We start from the raw sequence: 18,219 nt of genomic DNA, 5'->3' as shown, positions 1-18,219 counted from the left end.
ATATCTAATCCGTGCTCAGCGCATCATTGCCGATGCGCGACAAAAGAATGACCGCCTGCGTGCGGCTGTCGACTCCAAGTTTCTGCAGCACTGCCGAAACATGTGCCTTGACCGTGGCTTCCGACACACCAAGCTCATAGGCTATCTGCTTGTTCAGCAGCCCTTCGGCAAGCATGGTCAACACACGCGTCTGCTGTGGCGTCAATGTACGCAGTCGCGCAATGAGAGCCTCAATTTCAGGGTCGTGCGGATGATCCAGCTCAATGTCGGCAGGTGTCCAGATATCGCCAGCGAGAACGGCATGTACAGCCTCGCCAATGGTTTCCATGCTGGCTGATTTCGAGATGAAGCCGGAAGCGCCGAGCTCCACAGCATGACGGATCGTGGCAGCGTCATCCGTCGCCGAGACGATGATGATCGGAAGCGCCGGTTGCAAGGCCTTTAACGTCACCAGACCGGAAAGCCCGGTTCCGCCTGGCATCGTCAAATCCAACAACAGAAGATCGATATCTTCTCGTTCGCCGACCAGTTTCTTGACGGCGTCAAAATCGCCGACTTCGATGATTTCGACACTCTTCGACTGTCCTGAAAGGACCTGCCTCAGTGCTCCCCGGAAAAGCGGGTGATCGTCAGCGATGATGAAATGCATGTGCCTCGCGCGCCATTGTTTCAGGTCTCCTCCCCTCGCGGTGCAGGCCAATCAGCCAATCACTCCGTTTTATGCCGTTTTTTGGCTCGGGCAACCAAAATTCACGTTGCTAACCCCTTTTCACAATACGCATTGCCGCCATCTGGCCGCATTGTATGTTAGGCTGGGTGTCGAAAATAACATAAGAGCGGCCCGACCAGCCAAATGGAAGGGAACCAAAAAGGCATTTCATGACGCGCAATACGCTTTATCCAGAAATCCAACCGTTCAAGGAAGAGATGCTTCAGGTTTCTCCGCTGCATCGAATCCATGTCGAGCAATGCGGCAATCCGGACGGCAAGCCGGTCATCATGATCCATGGCGGCCCCGGCGGCGGCATCACGCCAACCATGCGCCGGCTGCATGATCCAGAGCGCTATCGCATCATCCTGTTCGACCAGCGCGGATGCGGTCGTTCGACCCCACATGCAGAACTGCGTGAAAACACGACATGGGACCTTGTGGCGGATATGGAGCATATCCGCGCGCATCTCGGCATCGAGAAGTGGCAGGTCTTCGGTGGCTCCTGGGGATCAACCCTTGGCCTTGCCTATGCGCAATCCCATCCGGATCGCGCGGCTGAGCTTATTCTGCGTGGCATCTTCATGATCCGTCGTTTCGAAGTCGACTGGATGTATTCCAACGGCGCAAGTATTCTCTTTCCGGACCATTTCGAGGCTTATCAGGAGCATATACCCGAAGCCGAGCGCGGCGACATGATCGCTGCCTATTACAAGCGCCTGACTGATCGTGACCCGCAGGTGCAGCTTGAAGCAGCGCGGCGCTGGGCGCGTTGGGAAGGCTCGGTCATTTCACTTCTGCCCGACCCGGCCCGCGTCGATGCCTTCGGTGAAGACCAGTACGCCATCGCCTTTGCGCGTATCGAATGCCACTATTTCCAGAACCGAGGTTTCCTCGATTCCGATGACCAGCTTCTGCGCAATGTGGATCGCATCCGGCATATTCCCGGCGTGATCATCCATGGCCGCTATGATATCTGCACGCCGTTTATCAACGCATGGCAGTTGAAGAAAATGTGGCCTGAAGCAGATCTCAGAACCGTCGAGGATGCAGGACATGCCGTCACAGAGCCCGGCATCACCCATGAATTGATCGAGGCAACAAAGCGTTTCGCACAATAGAGCCGAAAGCACTCACATTCGCTCGCTATTCCGCTCTATCTGCTTGTTTTTATGCACTATCCTACGCAAAATCGCTTCATACTTTTGCTGGAAATGCTCTAATGAAAAGGCGCCGCGTGGCGCCTTTTTTCTTTATCGTCAGGTCCGACCACCAGGTGTCGCTCCACCACCAGGGCTTTCCGGCTCGCTGTCGAAACTTTTCGCAATATCCATGAAGCGGCGCATGAAGCGTTCCATATAGCTCATGGACTGCTCGAATTCCTGTTCGCTCGGGAGGCCCGAAGCGGCACTTCCACCCTTCCCTTCAAGCGTAGAAACCTTGTCTTCAAGCTTCTTCACGCGATCCTGCAAGTCGGCAATGTCGTTCTCATAAGCTTCGCGATCTTCGGTCGCCATCTTGCAGATGAGCTGTCCCTGCTGTTCCGTGCAGGTCGAGAGTGCTCCGGTTCGTGTGTCCAGACGGACATAGCCTGTCTCGGTGCCTTCCAGCCGATAGCGCCCGTTTTCCTGCGCAAGCGCATTAGCCGGGGCAAGCGCTGAACCGAGAAGAGCAACAGCAGCCAGATTACGAACCATCAGTGTCTTTCTGTTCAACATTATGCAATTCCCTTCAGCTTCTCTTTGAGATGTCCCCATCATATGGGACGTTTACGACGAAAATCGAACATGCGGGACTTTGATTTCCGAAGAATTTCGGTCTAGAGAGCAGCCATGACCAATAAGATCATCTATAAGATCGCTCCACGCGACCTTTGGGCACAAGCAGAACAGGCTGGTAGTTTTACCGGGGCTCCGGTTGATATTGCCGATGGCTATATCCATTTCTCTACCGCAACACAGGTGCGGGAAACGGCAGCCAGGCATTTTGCGAGCCAGCAGGATTTGCTTCTGATCAGTGTGAATGCTTCCGCGCTTGGCGCAGCATTGAAGTTTGAAGTTTCACGCGGCGGGGCCCTGTTTCCTCATCTTTACGGCGAGCTGCCGCTTGCAGCGGTTTTAAAGGCTGAACCCTTGCCACTGGGCGATGATGGTCTTCACATTTTTCCGGAGCTGGAAGATTAATGAGCGGGCTTTTTGAAACTCTCGGGCGACGCGCCCTTTTTGCCTTCGATGCGGAACAGGCGCATGGCCTTTCCATCGCAGGCCTGAAGACGGGCCTCGTTACCTGCGGTGCGCCAAACGATCCAGCTCTTTCCGTCAAGGTTGCGGGACTGCAGTTTCCAAATCCGCTCGGCATGGCAGCGGGTTATGACAAGAATGCTGAAGTGCCCGATGCGCTATTGAAACTCGGCTTCGGTTTCACCGAAATCGGCACTATCACTCCCCGCCCTCAAAGTGGCAATCCGCGCCCGCGCATTTTCCGCCTTGTGGAAGATAGAGCGGTTATCAATCGCCTTGGCTTCAACAATGAAGGCCATGACGCAGCGTTTAAACGCCTGTCGCAACGTGCAGGCAAGAGCGGGATCGTCGGTGTCAATATCGGCGCCAACAAGGATGCCGAAGACCGCATTGCCGATTATGTCGCCGGTATCCGTCGCTTCTATCAACTGGCGCGTTATTTCACGGTCAACATCTCTTCGCCCAACACGCCGGGTCTGCGCAATCTTCAGGCTCGCGACAGCTTGCGCGAATTGTTGAGCCGTGTACTGGAAGCCCGAAACGAAGAAGGCAAGATGTGCACGCTGAAGCGTCCTGTTTTCCTCAAGATCGCGCCCGATCTTGCAGACGAAGAACTGGACGATATCGCGGCTGAGGCAACCGAACAGAAGCTGGACGGCATCACCGTATCCAATACGACGCTTTCACGTGCCGGATTGAAAAGCGCCGTCAACCGCGATGAAACAGGTGGGCTTTCCGGCGCACCGATTTTCGACCGCTCCACCATCGTCCTTGCCCGCATGCGCGAGCGCGTCGGCCCTGACATGCCGCTGATTGGTGTCGGCGGCGTGGATAGCGCCGAGACGGCTCTGACCAAGATCAAGGCAGGCGCCGATCTCGTCCAGCTTTATACGGGACTGATCTATCGTGGCCCGAACTTGCCTGCTGAAATCGTTCGTGGCCTTTCAGCCGCTGTAAAACGCGAAGGTGTCGCGAACATCGCCGCACTGCGCGACCGGGACACCAAAGACTGGGCCCGGCGCGAACTGACTGCATAAGGCGTCATGCGTGTCTTTATCCCAAACCGGTTCCACCTTTGGGAGACATGCTTTGATCACGCGATGAATTCTGTACGATAGCGTCGTGGCAGGATCGCCAGAAGCGTGACGCCACGAATTGACAGAAACAGATTGAGAGCCAGCCAAAGCCCGTGATTGCCCATCACGGGCTTTGCTGCATAAAGAACCACCAGAAAGAATGCGAGCGACAGGAACATCATGTTGCGCATGTCGCGCGACCACGTGGCGCCGATATAAACCCCGTCCATATGGAAGGCCAGCAAGCCCGTAATGCCTGTCAGCGCTGCCCATGGCAAATATTTCAGGGCCTCGGCATGAACATCTTCCGCCTTGGATAGAAGCCCGATGATCGCATCGCCAAACACCAGCAAGAAAAAGGCGATAATGCTCGCCATGACCAGCCCCCAAACAAATGTGAGCTTCGCACCGCGTACAAAGGCCGGGCTGTAACGCGCCCCGATCGACCGACCAACAATCTGTTCGGCAGCCGCCGCCATGCCGTCCAGAAAGAAACCGGCAACGAGAAAGAAGTTCAACAGGACAGCATTGGCCGCAAGCGTAATCGGGCCAAGGTCGGACCCCGCCCGGGTAAAGAAGGCAAAGGCCGTGAGAAGCAGAAATGAACGGATCATGATGTCGCGATTGACCGCGAACATGCGCAAAATACCCTCTTTCTGAAAGATTCGTGCCCGATTGGGACGTAGCGATGCATCCTTACGGAAATGCCGCAGCACAATGAACATGCCGACAAGTGCTGCAACGGTTTCACCGGTCACAGTGGCCCAGGCAACACCGGTAACGCCCCAGCCCAATTCCAGCCCAAGGATGATGCAGAGCACGATATTGATGCCGTTGAGCAGCACTTGAAGCCCGAGGCCGACAAGGCCCTGTCCGCGACCAAGGACGAGTCCGAGGATCGAATAGTTGATGAGAGCAACCGGTGCCGACAACATGCGGATCGAGACATAGGTTGCCATTGCTTCCTGCGTGGCGGACGTCGGATGCATGAAGGTGGACGAGACGGCTATGATGATCGGCAAGCACAGGATCATCAAGCTGCCAGCCACCACCGCGATAATGATCGCGCGCCAGAAGATTGCCTGTTCTTCCACGGCATCTTCCGCACCTACGGCCTGCGCAACAAGTCCGGTTGTGCCGGAGCGGAGGAAATTGAACAGCGACAGCAGGAAGTCAAATACGAGCGCGCCAATCGCCAGACCGCCGATCAGCTCGGCTTGACCCATTTGGCCGACAACACCCATGTCCACGAGCCCCAGAAGCGGGGTCGTGATCGCGGCAAGCGTCATGGGAATGGCGATCAGCATCACCATTCGGTGCGTTACGTCGAACGGCTTTGTTACGCCACCAACACGTTGCAGCGACTGATCCATTGTGCTTGTCCCGAATGCATTCCCTCTAATCAGGATCATCTACTCTGGAATCAATCGGAACTACAGATAATTCGGCCACCGCATTGTCGCAGCTCCTGACAGCGGACCGTCAGGAGATATGAGACCGTTACAGTCCGAGCATCATGGCCCAATATATATAAGTGGGTTTGTTTTCGGGCGTAGCCCAGGCAAGGCCATAATGCTCAAAAGTCGGATCAAGCATGTTCTTGCGATGGCCGGGAGATTTCATCCATGCATCGAAGACGGCTTGTGTATCCCGCTGTCCCGATGCCACGTTTTCGGCTGCCGGTCCGCGAATCCCCGCCTGACGCAATCGCGCAACGAAACCGTTCCCCCAACCAACACTGTGGCCGATCTTGCCATAACTCGCCATACGTCTGGCCTGATACAGCGCCGCCTGCTCAAGCTTGGAATCCGTCGCCATCAAAGGCAAACCGTTCGCCTTGCGAATAGCGTTGAAAATCGGGGTGGGATCATTGTCTCCGGCAGCCAGCGCCATGTTCAATGGCACTGCTGATACCGCCAGCGCCCCACCGACCAGGACCAAAAAACCACGTCGGTTGAGTGTAAATCCTTGTTTTTGCTGCATTGCCTGTCTGAGCTATCCAATTACCGAATTGAGTTCATTTCCGGTAGCTGAGGATACGGAGCAAAATAAAGGCAGGAATAACGACTGCCGCGCCAAGAATGAAATAATCGACAAAGCCTGCAATCGCTGAAAAGCCCATATTCCAAAGGCGCAGGAAGAAATCGCGAATGCCATAGAAAATATCATAGGGCGTCCAGTGGAACGCACTCATGACCACGCCGACGACCAGCGAGATCAGCACCAGCTTGATCAGGATACGGGCGGGCGTATCGCCAAGAAAACGGTTCACACCATCCGACATGCAAATCTCCTGAGTGGTTTTGGTCAAAGCGACAGATTCATCGCGCAAGAAATAGGCCGTCCGTGCAACCTTCGCAAGTTCCACACGCGTTTATCGCTGTTTGCGGTAATCGCGCGGCGCTTTCTGCTTTTGTCGTGAAAATGAGCGGTTCATGCTGCGCGTATCCGTGAAGCCGCTCGCAACAGCCACTTCCAGCAGTGACAGACCCGTTTCCGACAAAAGTTCCTTGGCCTTTTTCACCCGAAGCTCTTCGCGAACCTCGAATGCCGTTCGCTCTAGGGCGAGTTTGAAACCACGTTCCATCTGGCGGACGGAAATCCCCAGTCGCCGCGCGACGTCAATCATCGGCACCGGATCTTCCAGCGTTTCCTCAAAAATACGGATCGCCTTGCGGATCATTGGCGAGCGCACGCCGTTAAAGCTCAGAGCAGGCTGCTCTGAACGAACAAGCTCATAAGGGATCATGAGGATAGATGCGCTCTTGCGCGCCAGTTCCTCGGAAATTTCGTTCTGTATGATTGAAAGTGCCAGCGACGCCGTACCAAGCCCACCAGCACAGGTGAAATGTCTTCCGCTACGATGAAAAAGGCTGGTCGTATCGGCGGAATAACCGTCGAAAAGCTCCAGAAAATCGTCCCGATGGAACCAGCTGACGCAGCAATTGCGATCCGGCAGCAGATCGGCCTCCGCCAGCAGAAAGGCGGCTGTACAAAGACCTACCACGGTCTTGCCGCGCCTGTCCGCACGCTTGATGAGATCGATCAGTGCCTGCTGCCTTGGCCGATACTGCGCAAGCAGCCCGCCGACAACGGCAACATAATCACAATCATCGAGCTCTCCCATGGGCGCAGTCGGCTCGATTACCATGCCAGAACTGGAGGTTACGGGGTCTCCTGATAGAGTACAAATTTTCCATGCGCAGCGTATCTGGCGGCTCTTGTCGCGATCATCTGCAGCAAGGCGAAAAGGATCGAGGAAAAGGCTAAGTGCACTCAGCGTAAAACCCGGCAATGCAACAATGCCGACCGATAGCCTGCGCTGCGGAGCATCCGTTGCCGCCTGAAGCTTCCTGTCCTGATCCCGTTCAATTCCAGTTGTCACTTAGGTCGCTCTCCTCCACCCGTAATTATATCTGCTTGGAGGAGGCTGATATAGTCAACGAAAATGCTTGGAAAGCTTCAACTGCTGCGCCTGATAGTTGGAGCCGAGATCGACACCGTAAAGCGCGGATGGGCGGTGCAGCATATGCTCGTAAACCAAACGCCCGACGATCTGCCCATGCTCCAGAATGAACGGAACTTCATGGCTGCGGACTTCCAGAACGGCGCGGCTGCCGGTTCCGCCTGCAGCACTATGCCCGAAGCCCGGATCGAAGAAGCCCGCATAATGAACACGGAATTCGCCAACCAGCGGATCGAATGGTGTCATTTCCGCTGCATAGAGCGGTGGAACATGCACGGCCTCACGTGAAACGAGGATATAGAATTCATCCGGATCAAGTACGAGCTCGCGCGCGCCGCGATCATAGATCGGTTCCCAAAAATCGAGAACGTCGTGCGCTGCGCGCTTGTCCACATCGACCACAGCCGTGTGGTGCTTGCCGCGATAGCCGATCAGCCGGTCAGGGCCGCCGGAAAGATCGACCGAAAGAGCGATGCCGCCGCCGGAGATATTCGGCATCTCGGCTGCAACCAGCGTTTCGGCATTATGCAGTGCGGCGAGTTCAGCTTCATCAAGCTGGGCACGCCCTTTACGGAAACGTATTTGCGACAGGCGAGACCCCGTGCGCACGACGATCGGGAATGTGCGCGGGCTGACTTCCAGATAAAGCGGGCCACTATATCCGGCAGGCACCTTGTCGAATTCCTGCGCTCCGTCCACGATGACGCGGGTGAATATATCCAGACGGCCTGTTGAACTTTTCGGGTTTGCCGACGCGGAAAGGTCTGGCGACAACGCCAGTCCTTCGAGGAGCGGAACAATATAGACGCAGCCCGTTTCCAGAACAGCCCCTGCCGTCAGGTCTATCTCGTGCAGCTTCAGTCGTTCCAGCTTTTCGATAACCGGCGTTCCCGGCCCCGGCATGAAGGAGGCGCGGACACGATAAGCCTTCGCACCAAGCCTCAGATCAAGGCTTGCAGGCTGTATCTGATCGGGATCGAGCGGGCGTGGAGACGCCAGCAAACCGCTTTCAAACAGCGCGGAAATATCCGCATCCGCCAGAATCCCAGCATCTTTCTGCATCATCAACCCCACACTCCGTAGCCTAAAGCATGTCGTATTCAAGCGACATGCTTTAATCTCTTGTTTTCACGCATGCCTTTATTCCGAAACTGGTTCCCACTTTCGGGAGACATGCTCTAACCCTTGCTTGACAAAGACCATTGACCGCTGGCGGCGTCAATGCCAAGCCTCGGAACGGCTTGAAACCGGGTTTTCCGCAGGAATCCGAGCATTGATGCGGCGCGAGGGATGCGATTTTCCCAAAATGGGGCGGCTTCGGCATTGACGGCTCTACACAACAGGCATAATGAAAAACTGTTCCGTGGTGATTTGGCCGGCCGGCTTGCAGCCACGTTAAAGAATTCGCTAAAAAAGGCCGCGGTTCGTTACCGGCCTTTTGCGTTTTCGCAAGGCCGGTTTTTTATTGGCCGCCGAGGCTCGATTACCCTGCCCCGGCCGACCAGCTTTCGACAGGTTGGAAAAATGACGACTGAGAATACCCGCAAGTTTCGCCCTGCAACCGAACTCGTGCACGCTGGATCGCTGCGTTCCGGATTTGCCGAAATGTCCGAAGCGATGTTTCTGACGCAGGGCTTCCTTTATCCCAATGCCGAAGCCGCTGAAGCGCGTTTCAAGGGTGAGGACCCGGGTTTCATCTATTCGCGTTATGCCAACCCGACCACCGACATGTTCGAAAAGCGCATGTGCGCGCTGGAAGGCGCTGAAGAAGCCCGTGCAACCGCATCCGGCATGGCGGCGGTCGCAGCCGCCATCCTGTGTCAGGTGCAGGCCGGCGATCACGTGATTTCTGCCCGCGCCGTTTTCGGTTCCTGTCGCTACATCGTTGAGACGATCTTGCCTAAATACGGCGTCGAAATCTCGATCATCGACGGCTCCGATATTGAAAACTGGAAAGCGGCTGTTCGCCCGAACACCAAGGTGATGTTCCTTGAAAGCCCATCCAATCCGACGCTCGAAATCATCGACATTGCTGCCGTCGCACAGATCGCCAATGAAGCGGGCGCCAAGCTGATCGTTGACAATGTTTTCGCCACACCGCTTTTCCAGAAGCCACTGGAGCTTGGTGCGCATATCGTTGTTTATTCTGCAACAAAACACATTGACGGTCAGGGACGTTGCCTTGGCGGCGTAGTTCTCTCCGACCGTGAATGGGTTGAAAACACCTTGCAGGATTATTTCCGTCATACAGGTCCAGGCCTTAGCCCGTTCAATGCGTGGATCATGCTGAAAGGCCTTGAAACATTGGCAGTGCGTGTACGCCAGCAGACGCTATCGGCGACCGCGGTTGCCGACTTCCTCGCAGGCAAATCGGGCGTGAAGCGCGTGATCTATCCGGGACGGGCCGATCACCCGCAGGCCGACATCATCGCCAAGCAGATGACGGGTGGTTCGACCCTCATTGCTCTTGAGCTGGAAGGTGGCAAGGAGGCAGCGTTCAAGTTCCAGAACGCATTGCAGGTCTTCAGCATCTCCAACAATCTGGGGGACGCAAAAAGCCTTATTACTCACCCGGCAACCACGACGCACAAGAACCTTAGCGACGAGGCGAAAGCTGAACTCGGCATTTCGGACGGCCTCCTGCGAATCTCGCTAGGCCTTGAGGATACCGATGATCTCGTGGAAGACGTGGAAGCAGCCCTCAAGATCGCTCGCTAAGCTGCTATATCTCGATACTGTGGCTTTTAGGCTGCAAACAGAAGCACAAACAATGCAATTGCCGGAACATTTCGGCAATTGCCGCATATTTGCCGCTCCGAATTGTTGACCTCCCCCGCAACTTTAGCGATAGGTGGGATGAAAAACGGCGTCCTAGAACCGGCGAACCGTTGAATAAACGAGCACCATTGTGATCCGGCTTCGCCAGATTACAGGGTGCCGAGGCCGATGCGAATGTAGGGCGGGTGCACATGTATAGAGCGGTAACGCGAGGGATCGAAGTTTTGGTCGAACCTTTCTATCTGGAAGACCAATCCGGGCCCGACGAAAACCGTTATGTGTGGGGTTATCGTATAACGATTGCCAACAACTCCACGGAAACCGTGCAGCTCCGCTCACGTTACTGGCAAATTACCGATGCGAATGGGTATGTCGAGGAAGTGCGCGGCCCTGGCGTGGTCGGCGAGCAGCCAACTCTCGAACCGGGCGACTCTTTTCAATATTCATCGGGCTGCCCGTTGACCACCACTTCAGGCGTCATGGTTGGGCGCTATCAGATGCAAGGCAACAGCGGCAGCTTGTTCGAGGTCGATATTCCCGCCTTCTCGCTTGACATGCCGGACCTGCGACCTACACTGAATTGAGGCGTTTCTCACCTTATTTCCCGACGGATTGCATATGAGCAGAACATACAGAAACATTCTGTTCATTGGCATCTTTTGTCTGTACTGGATCACGCTCTCCCCTTTCATTGATCTGCGCAATCCGGATGTTCTTCTCGCTCAGGAAGCGGGAAATGCGATGCAACAGGTGCTTTCGCTGCTGCTCACCGCGCTTAGCCTCGCGGTTCTCTGGCAGAACCGCAATCTGGTCGGTAAAGTGCTGTTTCCGTACCTTGTTATACTGTTGGGATGGCAGTTCATAACGGTAATCCTTTCCACCCAACCAGATCTCTCGTTTCGTCGCTATATTTTCAGTGTCACGGTCGTTATTACCGCTTTAGCCTGGCTGCTTCTGCCGGAGGACGAAAACCATTTCATCCGGCTCATCAAGCCGCTTTCACTGTTCGTATTAGGACTGGCCTATTTCGGCGTGATCTTCTTGCCTGCCGTTTCCATCCACAATCTGGCGGAGGTGCTGGAGTTGACGAATGCCGGCTCGTGGCGCGGACATTTCGCCCATAAGAACATCGCCGGACCAGCAATGGTGGTACTGAGCTGCTACGGCATGTATCTTTGGCGGTCAAAAACCCGGCTCAGCGGGACACTAATCACCATACTCGCGCTCTTTTTTCTTTACAAAACAAACAACAAGACCTCGATCGGCCTGGTTGTACTGGCCTTTACCCTCGCATATTGCCTTTTGCGAACGCGAAGCTTAGCCGTGAAAGCGCTGATGGTTTATGTCCCTCTTCTGATCACGGCCTATCTGACGTTGGGCACTGTTCTTTTTCCTTCAGCCAAAAGCCTCGTCGAAAGCTTCGCCTCCGATCCCACCTTCACCGGCCGTACCGAGATATGGAAATTCGCTATCAGGCAACTTACGGACCATCCGCTGGTAGGCTATGGCTACGATGCTTTCTGGGGCACCTCGCGGCTGGTGAATGGTGGATACGACATTGAAACATGGGCGGCCCGCGCAGGCCACGCACATAATGCCTATCTCAACATAACGATTACGACGGGTTTCATTGGCTTGGCTGCACTGATCTGGTGGATCGGGATCTGCCCCCTTCTCGATTTCCACCGCGCACAACGATCAGGCAACTCCTCCAGTCTGGCGCTCATGTATCTTCAGATCTGGTTGTTCATAATGTTCTACGCTAATCTGGAGACCCCGTTCTTCGTCGCGCGTGGACCAGTCTGGTTCAGCGTGCTTACAGCGGTCATGGGTTTGCGGCTGCATGCCTGCACCGTGCATAAAAAGTCTGCAACGGCAGTAAGACAGACCTATCAGCGGGAACCAAACCTCGCATGATTAAAGCGCATAGCGAATAGGAACAAGCGCCAAGACCGGCGCTCGTTTTCAACTCCTACAGACGTTCAAGCAGGAAATATGTCGTCGGCCCAGGTGATACAGACAGGGAGGAAACATTGTTCCAGAGCTGTGCACCTATTGGAGAAGTCCCGTCTCCGGACACGACTTGTGGCTGTACCACCCCGTCGAGATTGATAGGGGAAATTCTCCATGGGCGATCAGTTGGTATTGAGAATTGCACCCACTCGACTTTGATTTCGACAGGCAGTGCCCCATAATTGGAGACGATCTTCTGTTCCGCATCGGAAAAAGTCATGCCGGTATTTCGGGCATTCGTAGCCATGACAATTAAAAGTTTGCTGCTTTGTGCCACGGCTTGTCCGTCAAGCGACGAGACCGCAAACAAGCTCGCGCCGGAAGCACTCCAGACAGTCATTTGACCCAGAGAAATAGGCTGGTTAACCGATGCAAAGGCTACTGCCTCCGTATGCGGCGTAACAACTCTCATCTGCTTTGCAGCTATGTCGAGTCTGATCTCTCCAGTATCGCTGGCATAGATACCGGAAGTCGCTGAGCTGGGATTTCCAGCCGCCAGCACGCCGTTGTTACGCAGGAACGTGATCGCAGCCGCTTCGGAATTTATCTGACGGGGTGATCCGACCGATACTGCGCCAGGTGCCAGCGCAACATCTCCTTGTGCGAAACCCGTCATCAAAGACATGACGGTAACGGCGTCCGGTTCCTGTGTGTCCAATCCAACCAGATTACTGACATCCTGTATTTGCGCCACGACCTGATGAGCCGCCTTTGCAACATCCCCGCGCCGGAACAGCAATGCCGACAGGGTTTCGCCAGCACGGGCAACGGGATCAAGCGCAGTTCTATAGGGACGGATATATTGTTCGTTGAAGTCGCTACCTCCATAACCAAGGATCAACGCTCCATTACTGTGGCGGCAAAGCACATCCCATCCTTGAAGAGCGGCGTAGGAAGGCATCGCCAGGCCAGCCTCGTACCGAAACTGGTTCCAGAACATATGGTCGTATTCCGTCACCACAAACGGCTTGCCGAAAACGCGTGCCGAGGCCGCAAGACGGAAGTATTCCACCGCATTGGCGAGCGAACTCTCCTGCTGTATCTGGCCACCTGGCGACACATTGCCAATCCAGTCGTGATAGGTGTTCATCGCAACGGCTGACTGATTGCCACGCGTCAGGGCAGGCTGGATACCTGTCCAATTGTTGTAGGGTGCCACGACGCCTTTGAAGCCCATGGCCCGAATGCAGTCGCCCATCTTCTCCATGGTGCGTGTTTCGATATCCACGAGAAAACGGGCAAAATCTCGCAGTCGAACCGAGCTGGCATAGCGATTTGCAGGCAAGACGACGGTGCTGTTCTCCAGGTTCTCGTTCGGTGCCAGCTCGCCACCCCACGCATTAGCCAGACCAGCCGTCGTACTGTAGCGTTCGCGAAGCCATTGGTTGAAAGGCATCAACAATTCGGTCAAAGCCTGTAGATCGCCGTCGGCATAAATCCACGAGTTGAACGACAAGCCATTTTCGTTGAATGGCACAACGACCGCCATTGCCGGGTCCTCAAAAGGCACAAGCCCAGTGTAAGGATTAACCGTGCCGAATATATCGACCTGAAAGCGCAACCAGTGGCCAAAAGACGCATTTTCAACATGCGTCTTCAGCTTCAACCTGCCTTCAATTCCCCAGCGGTCCGTTATGCTGCCCAACGCTCCAGCATTGGATGTGAGGCCATCTACGATCCAGTAGATACCATTCTGCTTCAATACGGCCATGAAGTAGCGGAACCGATCAAGAATATCCTGTCGGTATCCGAATTCCTGAAGTTGTCCGTCCATCAAAGCAATGTCGAGAAAATGAAATCGGACACTGTTATATCCATGGCGGCGCAACTGGACGGCCATCTTATCAGCCGTCGCGTTGTCGGGAATGCTGCCGATGGTGCCACACAACAGCCGATATGGAACGGACGGATCGCTTCGCAATGCGATGTGACCGTCCGGATTAACGATGAGCCGTCGCTCTTCGTTAATCGCCGGATTCGATAGAACCGTCGAAAAATCGAGCGGACTGCCAGCCGCAATCTCGAGATTCTGCTGGGTAACTGGTAACCAAATGTCAGGCATATCGTATCTCCACAGTTGACCTGTGAAGATTAACAGCCCACCCTACAATGGGGATAAATTCCTAATCTAAAAATTCATTCGCCCATTACTTCTCGAACTCCGCCGAATCGAACTCATAACGTTTCGAGCAGAATTCACAGGTCACGGAAATCTTGCCACTGTCTGCGCTTTCCGCAATTTCCTCGGCTGTGAAACCTGACAGCACACCGGAAATCTTTTCACGCGAGCACGAGCACTCGTCCAGCACAGGCACAGAGTCGAACACACGCACACCACGCTCATGGAACAGGCGATAAAGCAGGCGTTCTGAACCGACTTGCGGGTCCGTCAGTTCCGAACTTTCAATCGTGTCGACCAGCGAGCGGGCTTCGTCCCATGCGTCGTCTTCCGGATGAAAGGCGACTTCGGCTTCATCCTCATCGCCACCTGGCAGATCGGGGATACGTGCGCGTAGTTCGGATTCCGGCAGAAACTGGATAATCAGTCCGCCAGCACGCCACTGCTCGACAGGCTTTCCATCGGCACCGCGCTCGACAAGCTTGGCAACACTCAATTTCAGGTCGGTCGGTATCTGTTCCGACTGACGGAAATAAGTCGTGGCGATTTCTTCCAGTGTCGAACCATCAAGCGCAACAATGCCCTGATAACGCTGAGTGTAAGCACCCTGATCCACGGTAAAGGCAAGTGTGCCCCGCCCGAGCAATTCCTCCGGCTTCGTCTTGTGAGCGGCAACCGCCTCGTGCAAGCGCTCCGCATCGAAACGTGCATAGGCGCGGACCGAACGCGGGGTGCGGAAATCAACCACCAGCATATCGACGGGACCGTCGGACTGCGTCTGGAAGATGAACTTACCCTCGAATTTGAGTGAAGTGCCCAGCAAAACGGTCAGAACCGTTGCTTCCGCCAGCAGGCGAGCGACTTCTTCCGGATAGTTGTGGCGTTTCAGTATGCCGTCGATGCTCGCGCCAAGCTGAACCGCGCGACCACGCACGTCGAGACCTTCCACCTGAAAGGGCACCACGGCGTCATCACCTGCGAAGTCGAAATCGCCCAGATTGACCTGGATGTTTTCGACTTCTGTATGCTCGTTGCTGGTCTTGTCAGCCAAATTATGCTCCCAGATCGCGGCTTTGCAGGCACCAGGCCAGAATGGCTTTCTGGGCATGGAGCCTGTTTTCCGCTTCATCGAATACGACCGATTGCGGTCCATCGATCACTTCATCCGTCACTTCCTCGCCGCGATGGGCAGGCAGGCAGTGCATGAAAAGCGCCTTTGGGTCAGCTTGTGCCATCAGTCGCGCATTGACCTGATAGGGCATGAAAACGTTGTGGCCGCGAGCATGATCTTCCTGCCCCATTGAAACCCACGTATCGGTCACGATGCAATCCACACCGTTGGCCGCCTTTTCCGGATCGATGGTAGACATGATGCTCGCGCCGTTGGCTTTCGCCCAATTGACATATTGCGACTTGGGTTCGCTGCCTTCCGGCGTTGCGATATTGACGTTGAAATCAAAACGCGCCGCAGCTTCGACCAGTGAGTGGAGGACGTTGTTGCCATCCCCCATCCAGGCAAAGGTCTTGCCTTTGATCGGGCCGCGATGTTCCTCATATGTAAGAACGTCAGCCATGATTTGACAAGGGTGTGTATCGTCCGTCAGCGCATTGATAACCGGAACGGTCGCATATTCGGCAAGTTCCAGCATGCGTTCATGCGAGGTAGTGCGGATCATGATCGCATCGACATAGCGCGACAGAACCTTTGCCGTGTCGGCGATGGTTTCGCTGCGTCCGAGCTGCATTTCCGAACCGGTCAGCATAATCGTCTCGCCGCCGAGCTGGCGCATGCCCACATCGAACGACACACGTGTGCGCGTGGATGGCTTTTCGAAAATCATCGCAAGCACCTTGCCTGCGAAAGGTCGTTCGATTTCGCCCGCCTTCAGGCGCGCCTTGCGTGCCTTGGCGTCTTCCATGATTGCGCGAAGCTCCGACGCAGGAACGGCAGAGAGGTCGATAAAGTGTTTAATCCCGTTATCGTTAGCCATAATATCACGCCGTCTTGCTGATCGGATTTGCAGTTGCGAGCCGTTCGACCGCCGCTTCGATGCGCTTCAGCGCTTCGCGCGCTTCTTCGGGCGTCGTAACCAGTGGCGGAAGCAGACGAACAACATTATCGCCAGCGCCCACGCTGAGGAAATGCTCGTCACGAAGGGCCTGAATGAGGCTGGTATTCGGCACTACGCATTTGATACCGATCAGCAGGCCGCGACCACGGATTTCCGAAACGACGCCCGGGTAGCGGTCAACGATGGAAGCAAGCCCCTGCTTCATGACCAGAGCGGTTGCCTGAACATTTTCGAGGAAGCCGTCAGCCAGAACAACATCAAGCACGGCGTTGCCGACGGCCATGGCCAGCGGATTGCCGCCATAGGTCGTACCGTGTACGCCTGCCGTCATGCCCTTGGCAGCTTCTGCGGTCGCAAGGCAGGCACCCATAGGGAAACCGCCGCCAATGCCCTTGGCCACAGCCATGATGTCAGGCTTGATACCGGCCCATTCATGCGCAAAAAGCTTGCCCGTGCGGCCAACGCCGGTCTGCACTTCGTCGAGGATCAGCAAGAGGCCTTTTTCGTCGCAGAGCTGGCGCAGCATGCGCATGAATTCTTCAGGGAAGCCGCGCAGACCGCCTTCACCCTGCACGGGCTCAAGCAGGATCGCTGCTGTCTCGTCGGTGATAGCGGCACGCAACGCCGCTTCATCGCCGAACGGAACCTGATCGAAACCATCGACCTTCGGACCGAAACCCTCAAGATACTTGGCCTGACCGCCAGCAGCAATTGTGGCCAGCGTGCGGCCATGGAAAGCGCCTTCAAAGGTCACGACGCGGAAACGTTCCGGATGGCCGCTTACATATTGATAGCGCCGTGCGGTCTTGATCGCGCATTCAAGGGCTTCAGCACCGGAGTTGGTGAAGAACACCTTGTCAGCGAAAGTGCTCTCGACAAGACGCCGTCCGAGCTTTTCCTGCGCCGGAATTTCATACACATTCGAAAGATGCCACAGTTTTTCCGCCTGGCTCTTCAGCGTTTCCACCAGATGCGGATGCGAATGACCAAGCGAATTCACAGCAATACCAGCTGCAAAATCGAGATAGCGGTCGCCGTCTTCGGTAATAAGCCAGATGCCTTCACCTCGCTCGAAGCGCAGAGCCGCACGATTATAGGTGTCGTAAAGCGGTTGCACGGTCGTCGCGTCGGTCATAGCGTCAGGCCTCCAAAGCCCTTTTAGCAGCTTACCCGGCAGCACCGGCAAAGCTGTGTTTCCCATAAACAGTCCTCAAGCGCCCGAAACGGTTCCCACCCTTCAAAAAGCGCCGATATTCCATCCCCAACTGCCAAAAAGTATAATGAGACATGAGAGGAATGGCCCAGAAAACTCATGCTTCTCGCCTGAGCATCCGGCAGAAATAAAAAACCGCCCCCAGGGCGGCATATTTATCTCGCGCGTATATTGGCGTTCATAGAAAAAATGTCAATCAAAGCAAACACGGTTTAAAGGCCATCTTTCAGCATGAGTTCATGCATTTTCGCGTTCTTGTAACAATCGCCCGTCGAAGGTGACTTTACGCGCGCGTCCACACTCTATAGAGAAAGGCCTCTCCTCGGCTGAGGCTGCCAGACGGCAGGTCCGCTCCGCAAGTTCGCGATGTTCCATCCTGAAACAATCCGGGTTTTCAGTTCAGGAGCAATTGCGAGCAAAATTTCGGCGCGGACCAAAGAAAAACCGTCTTTGACACCCAAGTTGGGGAAAACCATAAAAATGGAATCTGCCTGACAAGGCTATCCCTTGTCATGGAGTCGTTGGATATTGTA

The 18,219-nt window shown here is 55.2% G+C and carries 17 protein-coding genes and 1 riboswitch; of the genes, 6 read left to right on the top strand and 11 right to left on the bottom strand.

Annotated elements, in window-relative coordinates:
- Positions 1–4 precede the first annotated feature (4 nt).
- The gene (locus tag HWX93_RS08520; RefSeq protein WP_151554347.1) at positions 5–649 is read right to left on the bottom strand and encodes a response regulator transcription factor; all 645 of its coding nucleotides are present in this window, start codon (positions 647–649) and stop codon (positions 5–7) included.
- Positions 650–879: 230 nt separating this feature from the next.
- Here HWX93_RS08520 and pip point away from each other — a divergent pair, with 230 nt between their 5' ends.
- Positions 880–1,830: a prolyl aminopeptidase gene (gene pip / locus HWX93_RS08515; protein WP_151554348.1), complete on the top strand. Its 951-nt coding sequence runs from the start codon at positions 880–882 to the stop codon at positions 1,828–1,830.
- Positions 1,831–1,968: 138 nt separating this feature from the next.
- Here the strand turns inward: pip and HWX93_RS08510 are convergent, their stop codons facing one another.
- Positions 1,969–2,427, bottom strand: coding sequence for a hypothetical protein (locus tag HWX93_RS08510; protein WP_176037143.1), 459 nt, complete (start codon positions 2,425–2,427; stop codon positions 1,969–1,971).
- A gap of 114 nt (positions 2,428–2,541) precedes the next feature.
- On the opposite strand from HWX93_RS08510, the gene HWX93_RS08505 reads away from it, so the two are divergent.
- A complete protein-coding gene (locus HWX93_RS08505; protein ID WP_151554349.1) occupies positions 2,542–2,892 on the top strand; it encodes a DUF952 domain-containing protein in 351 nt (116 codons plus the stop codon).
- Positions 2,892–3,986, top strand: a complete 1,095-nt coding sequence (locus tag HWX93_RS08500) for a quinone-dependent dihydroorotate dehydrogenase (protein WP_176037142.1) — start codon at positions 2,892–2,894, stop codon at positions 3,984–3,986. Before HWX93_RS08505 ends, HWX93_RS08500 begins: the two co-directional genes overlap by 1 nt.
- Before the next feature lie 56 nt (positions 3,987–4,042).
- Here HWX93_RS08500 and HWX93_RS08495 read toward each other — a convergent pair whose 3' ends face one another.
- The 5 genes from HWX93_RS08495 to HWX93_RS08475 form a co-directional block, all read right to left on the bottom strand.
- Entirely contained in the window at positions 4,043–5,398 is a 1,356-nt protein-coding gene (locus HWX93_RS08495) for an MATE family efflux transporter (RefSeq protein WP_176037141.1), read from the bottom strand.
- Between the two features lie 127 nt (positions 5,399–5,525).
- Positions 5,526–6,008, bottom strand: coding sequence for a CAP domain-containing protein (locus HWX93_RS08490; protein ID WP_176037140.1), 483 nt, complete (start codon positions 6,006–6,008; stop codon positions 5,526–5,528).
- A gap of 34 nt (positions 6,009–6,042) precedes the next feature.
- Complete coding sequence (locus HWX93_RS08485) at positions 6,043–6,309, bottom strand: DUF6460 domain-containing protein (protein ID WP_105543134.1); 267 nt, start codon at positions 6,307–6,309, stop codon at positions 6,043–6,045.
- 90 nt (positions 6,310–6,399) lie between these two features.
- Positions 6,400–7,410: a GlxA family transcriptional regulator gene (locus tag HWX93_RS08480; protein ID WP_151646127.1), complete on the bottom strand. Its 1,011-nt coding sequence runs from the start codon at positions 7,408–7,410 to the stop codon at positions 6,400–6,402.
- A 54-nt stretch (positions 7,411–7,464) separates the two neighbouring features.
- Positions 7,465–8,556, bottom strand: coding sequence for a 2'-deoxycytidine 5'-triphosphate deaminase (locus HWX93_RS08475; RefSeq protein ID WP_061344994.1), 1,092 nt, complete (start codon positions 8,554–8,556; stop codon positions 7,465–7,467).
- A gap of 288 nt (positions 8,557–8,844) precedes the next feature.
- A riboswitch (SAM riboswitch) is annotated at positions 8,845–8,924 on the top strand.
- Positions 8,925–9,015: 91 nt separating this feature from the next.
- On the opposite strand from HWX93_RS08475, the gene HWX93_RS08470 reads away from it, so the two are divergent.
- From HWX93_RS08470 to HWX93_RS08460, 3 genes are all read left to right on the top strand, one after another.
- Positions 9,016–10,209: an O-succinylhomoserine sulfhydrylase gene (locus HWX93_RS08470; protein WP_151554354.1), complete on the top strand. Its 1,194-nt coding sequence runs from the start codon at positions 9,016–9,018 to the stop codon at positions 10,207–10,209.
- A 251-nt stretch (positions 10,210–10,460) separates the two neighbouring features.
- Entirely contained in the window at positions 10,461–10,853 is a 393-nt protein-coding gene (gene apaG / locus HWX93_RS08465; protein ID WP_151652439.1) for a Co2+/Mg2+ efflux protein ApaG, read from the top strand.
- Positions 10,854–10,887: 34 nt separating this feature from the next.
- Complete coding sequence (locus HWX93_RS08460; RefSeq protein WP_151554356.1) at positions 10,888–12,186, top strand: O-antigen ligase family protein; 1,299 nt, start codon at positions 10,888–10,890, stop codon at positions 12,184–12,186.
- 55 nt (positions 12,187–12,241) lie between these two features.
- Here HWX93_RS08460 and HWX93_RS08455 read toward each other — a convergent pair whose 3' ends face one another.
- The 4 genes from HWX93_RS08455 to HWX93_RS08440 form a co-directional block, all read right to left on the bottom strand.
- On the bottom strand, positions 12,242–14,344 hold the full coding sequence (locus tag HWX93_RS08455) for a glycoside hydrolase (RefSeq protein WP_151554357.1): 2,103 nt from the start codon (positions 14,342–14,344) through the stop codon (positions 12,242–12,244).
- Between the two features lie 85 nt (positions 14,345–14,429).
- Entirely contained in the window at positions 14,430–15,452 is a 1,023-nt protein-coding gene (locus tag HWX93_RS08450; protein WP_176037139.1) for an Hsp33 family molecular chaperone, read from the bottom strand.
- Between the two features lies 1 nt (position 15,453).
- Positions 15,454–16,392, bottom strand: a complete 939-nt coding sequence (gene argF / locus HWX93_RS08445) for an ornithine carbamoyltransferase (RefSeq protein WP_151554359.1) — start codon at positions 16,390–16,392, stop codon at positions 15,454–15,456.
- Positions 16,393–16,396: 4 nt separating this feature from the next.
- Positions 16,397–17,608, bottom strand: coding sequence for an aspartate aminotransferase family protein (locus HWX93_RS08440; RefSeq protein WP_151554360.1), 1,212 nt, complete (start codon positions 17,606–17,608; stop codon positions 16,397–16,399).
- Positions 17,609–18,219 lie beyond the last annotated feature (611 nt).

Source organism: Brucella tritici, from assembly GCF_902825325.1.
In the GTDB taxonomy this organism is placed as follows: Bacteria; Pseudomonadota; Alphaproteobacteria; order Rhizobiales; family Rhizobiaceae; genus Brucella.
The sequence above is the reverse complement of the archived record's forward strand: the minus strand, read 5'-3'. Positions and strand labels throughout refer to the sequence as shown.

Excerpts from the sequence above, each read along its gene's own strand:
- HWX93_RS08490 (WP_176037140.1), bottom strand. The coding sequence starts at position 6,008 with ATGCAGCAAAAACAAGGATTTACACTCAACCGACGTGGTTTTTTGGTC.
- HWX93_RS08470 (WP_151554354.1), top strand. The coding sequence starts at position 9,016 with ATGACGACTGAGAATACCCGCAAGTTTCGCCCTGCAACCGAACTCGTG.
- HWX93_RS08520 (WP_151554347.1), bottom strand. The coding sequence starts at position 649 with ATGCATTTCATCATCGCTGACGATCACCCGCTTTTCCGGGGAGCACTG.
- argF (WP_151554359.1), bottom strand. The coding sequence starts at position 16,392 with ATGGCTAACGATAACGGGATTAAACACTTTATCGACCTCTCTGCCGTT.
- HWX93_RS08495 (WP_176037141.1), bottom strand. The coding sequence starts at position 5,398 with ATGGATCAGTCGCTGCAACGTGTTGGTGGCGTAACAAAGCCGTTCGAC.
- HWX93_RS08500 (WP_176037142.1), top strand. The coding sequence starts at position 2,892 with ATGAGCGGGCTTTTTGAAACTCTCGGGCGACGCGCCCTTTTTGCCTTC.
- HWX93_RS08455 (WP_151554357.1), bottom strand. The coding sequence starts at position 14,344 with ATGCCTGACATTTGGTTACCAGTTACCCAGCAGAATCTCGAGATTGCG.
- HWX93_RS08485 (WP_105543134.1), bottom strand. The coding sequence starts at position 6,309 with ATGTCGGATGGTGTGAACCGTTTTCTTGGCGATACGCCCGCCCGTATC.
- HWX93_RS08505 (WP_151554349.1), top strand. The coding sequence starts at position 2,542 with ATGACCAATAAGATCATCTATAAGATCGCTCCACGCGACCTTTGGGCA.
- HWX93_RS08475 (WP_061344994.1), bottom strand. The coding sequence starts at position 8,556 with ATGATGCAGAAAGATGCTGGGATTCTGGCGGATGCGGATATTTCCGCG.
- HWX93_RS08460 (WP_151554356.1), top strand. The coding sequence starts at position 10,888 with ATGAGCAGAACATACAGAAACATTCTGTTCATTGGCATCTTTTGTCTG.
- HWX93_RS08510 (WP_176037143.1), bottom strand. The coding sequence starts at position 2,427 with ATGTTGAACAGAAAGACACTGATGGTTCGTAATCTGGCTGCTGTTGCT.
- HWX93_RS08440 (WP_151554360.1), bottom strand. The coding sequence starts at position 17,608 with ATGACCGACGCGACGACCGTGCAACCGCTTTACGACACCTATAATCGT.
- apaG (WP_151652439.1), top strand. The coding sequence starts at position 10,461 with ATGTATAGAGCGGTAACGCGAGGGATCGAAGTTTTGGTCGAACCTTTC.
- pip (WP_151554348.1), top strand. The coding sequence starts at position 880 with ATGACGCGCAATACGCTTTATCCAGAAATCCAACCGTTCAAGGAAGAG.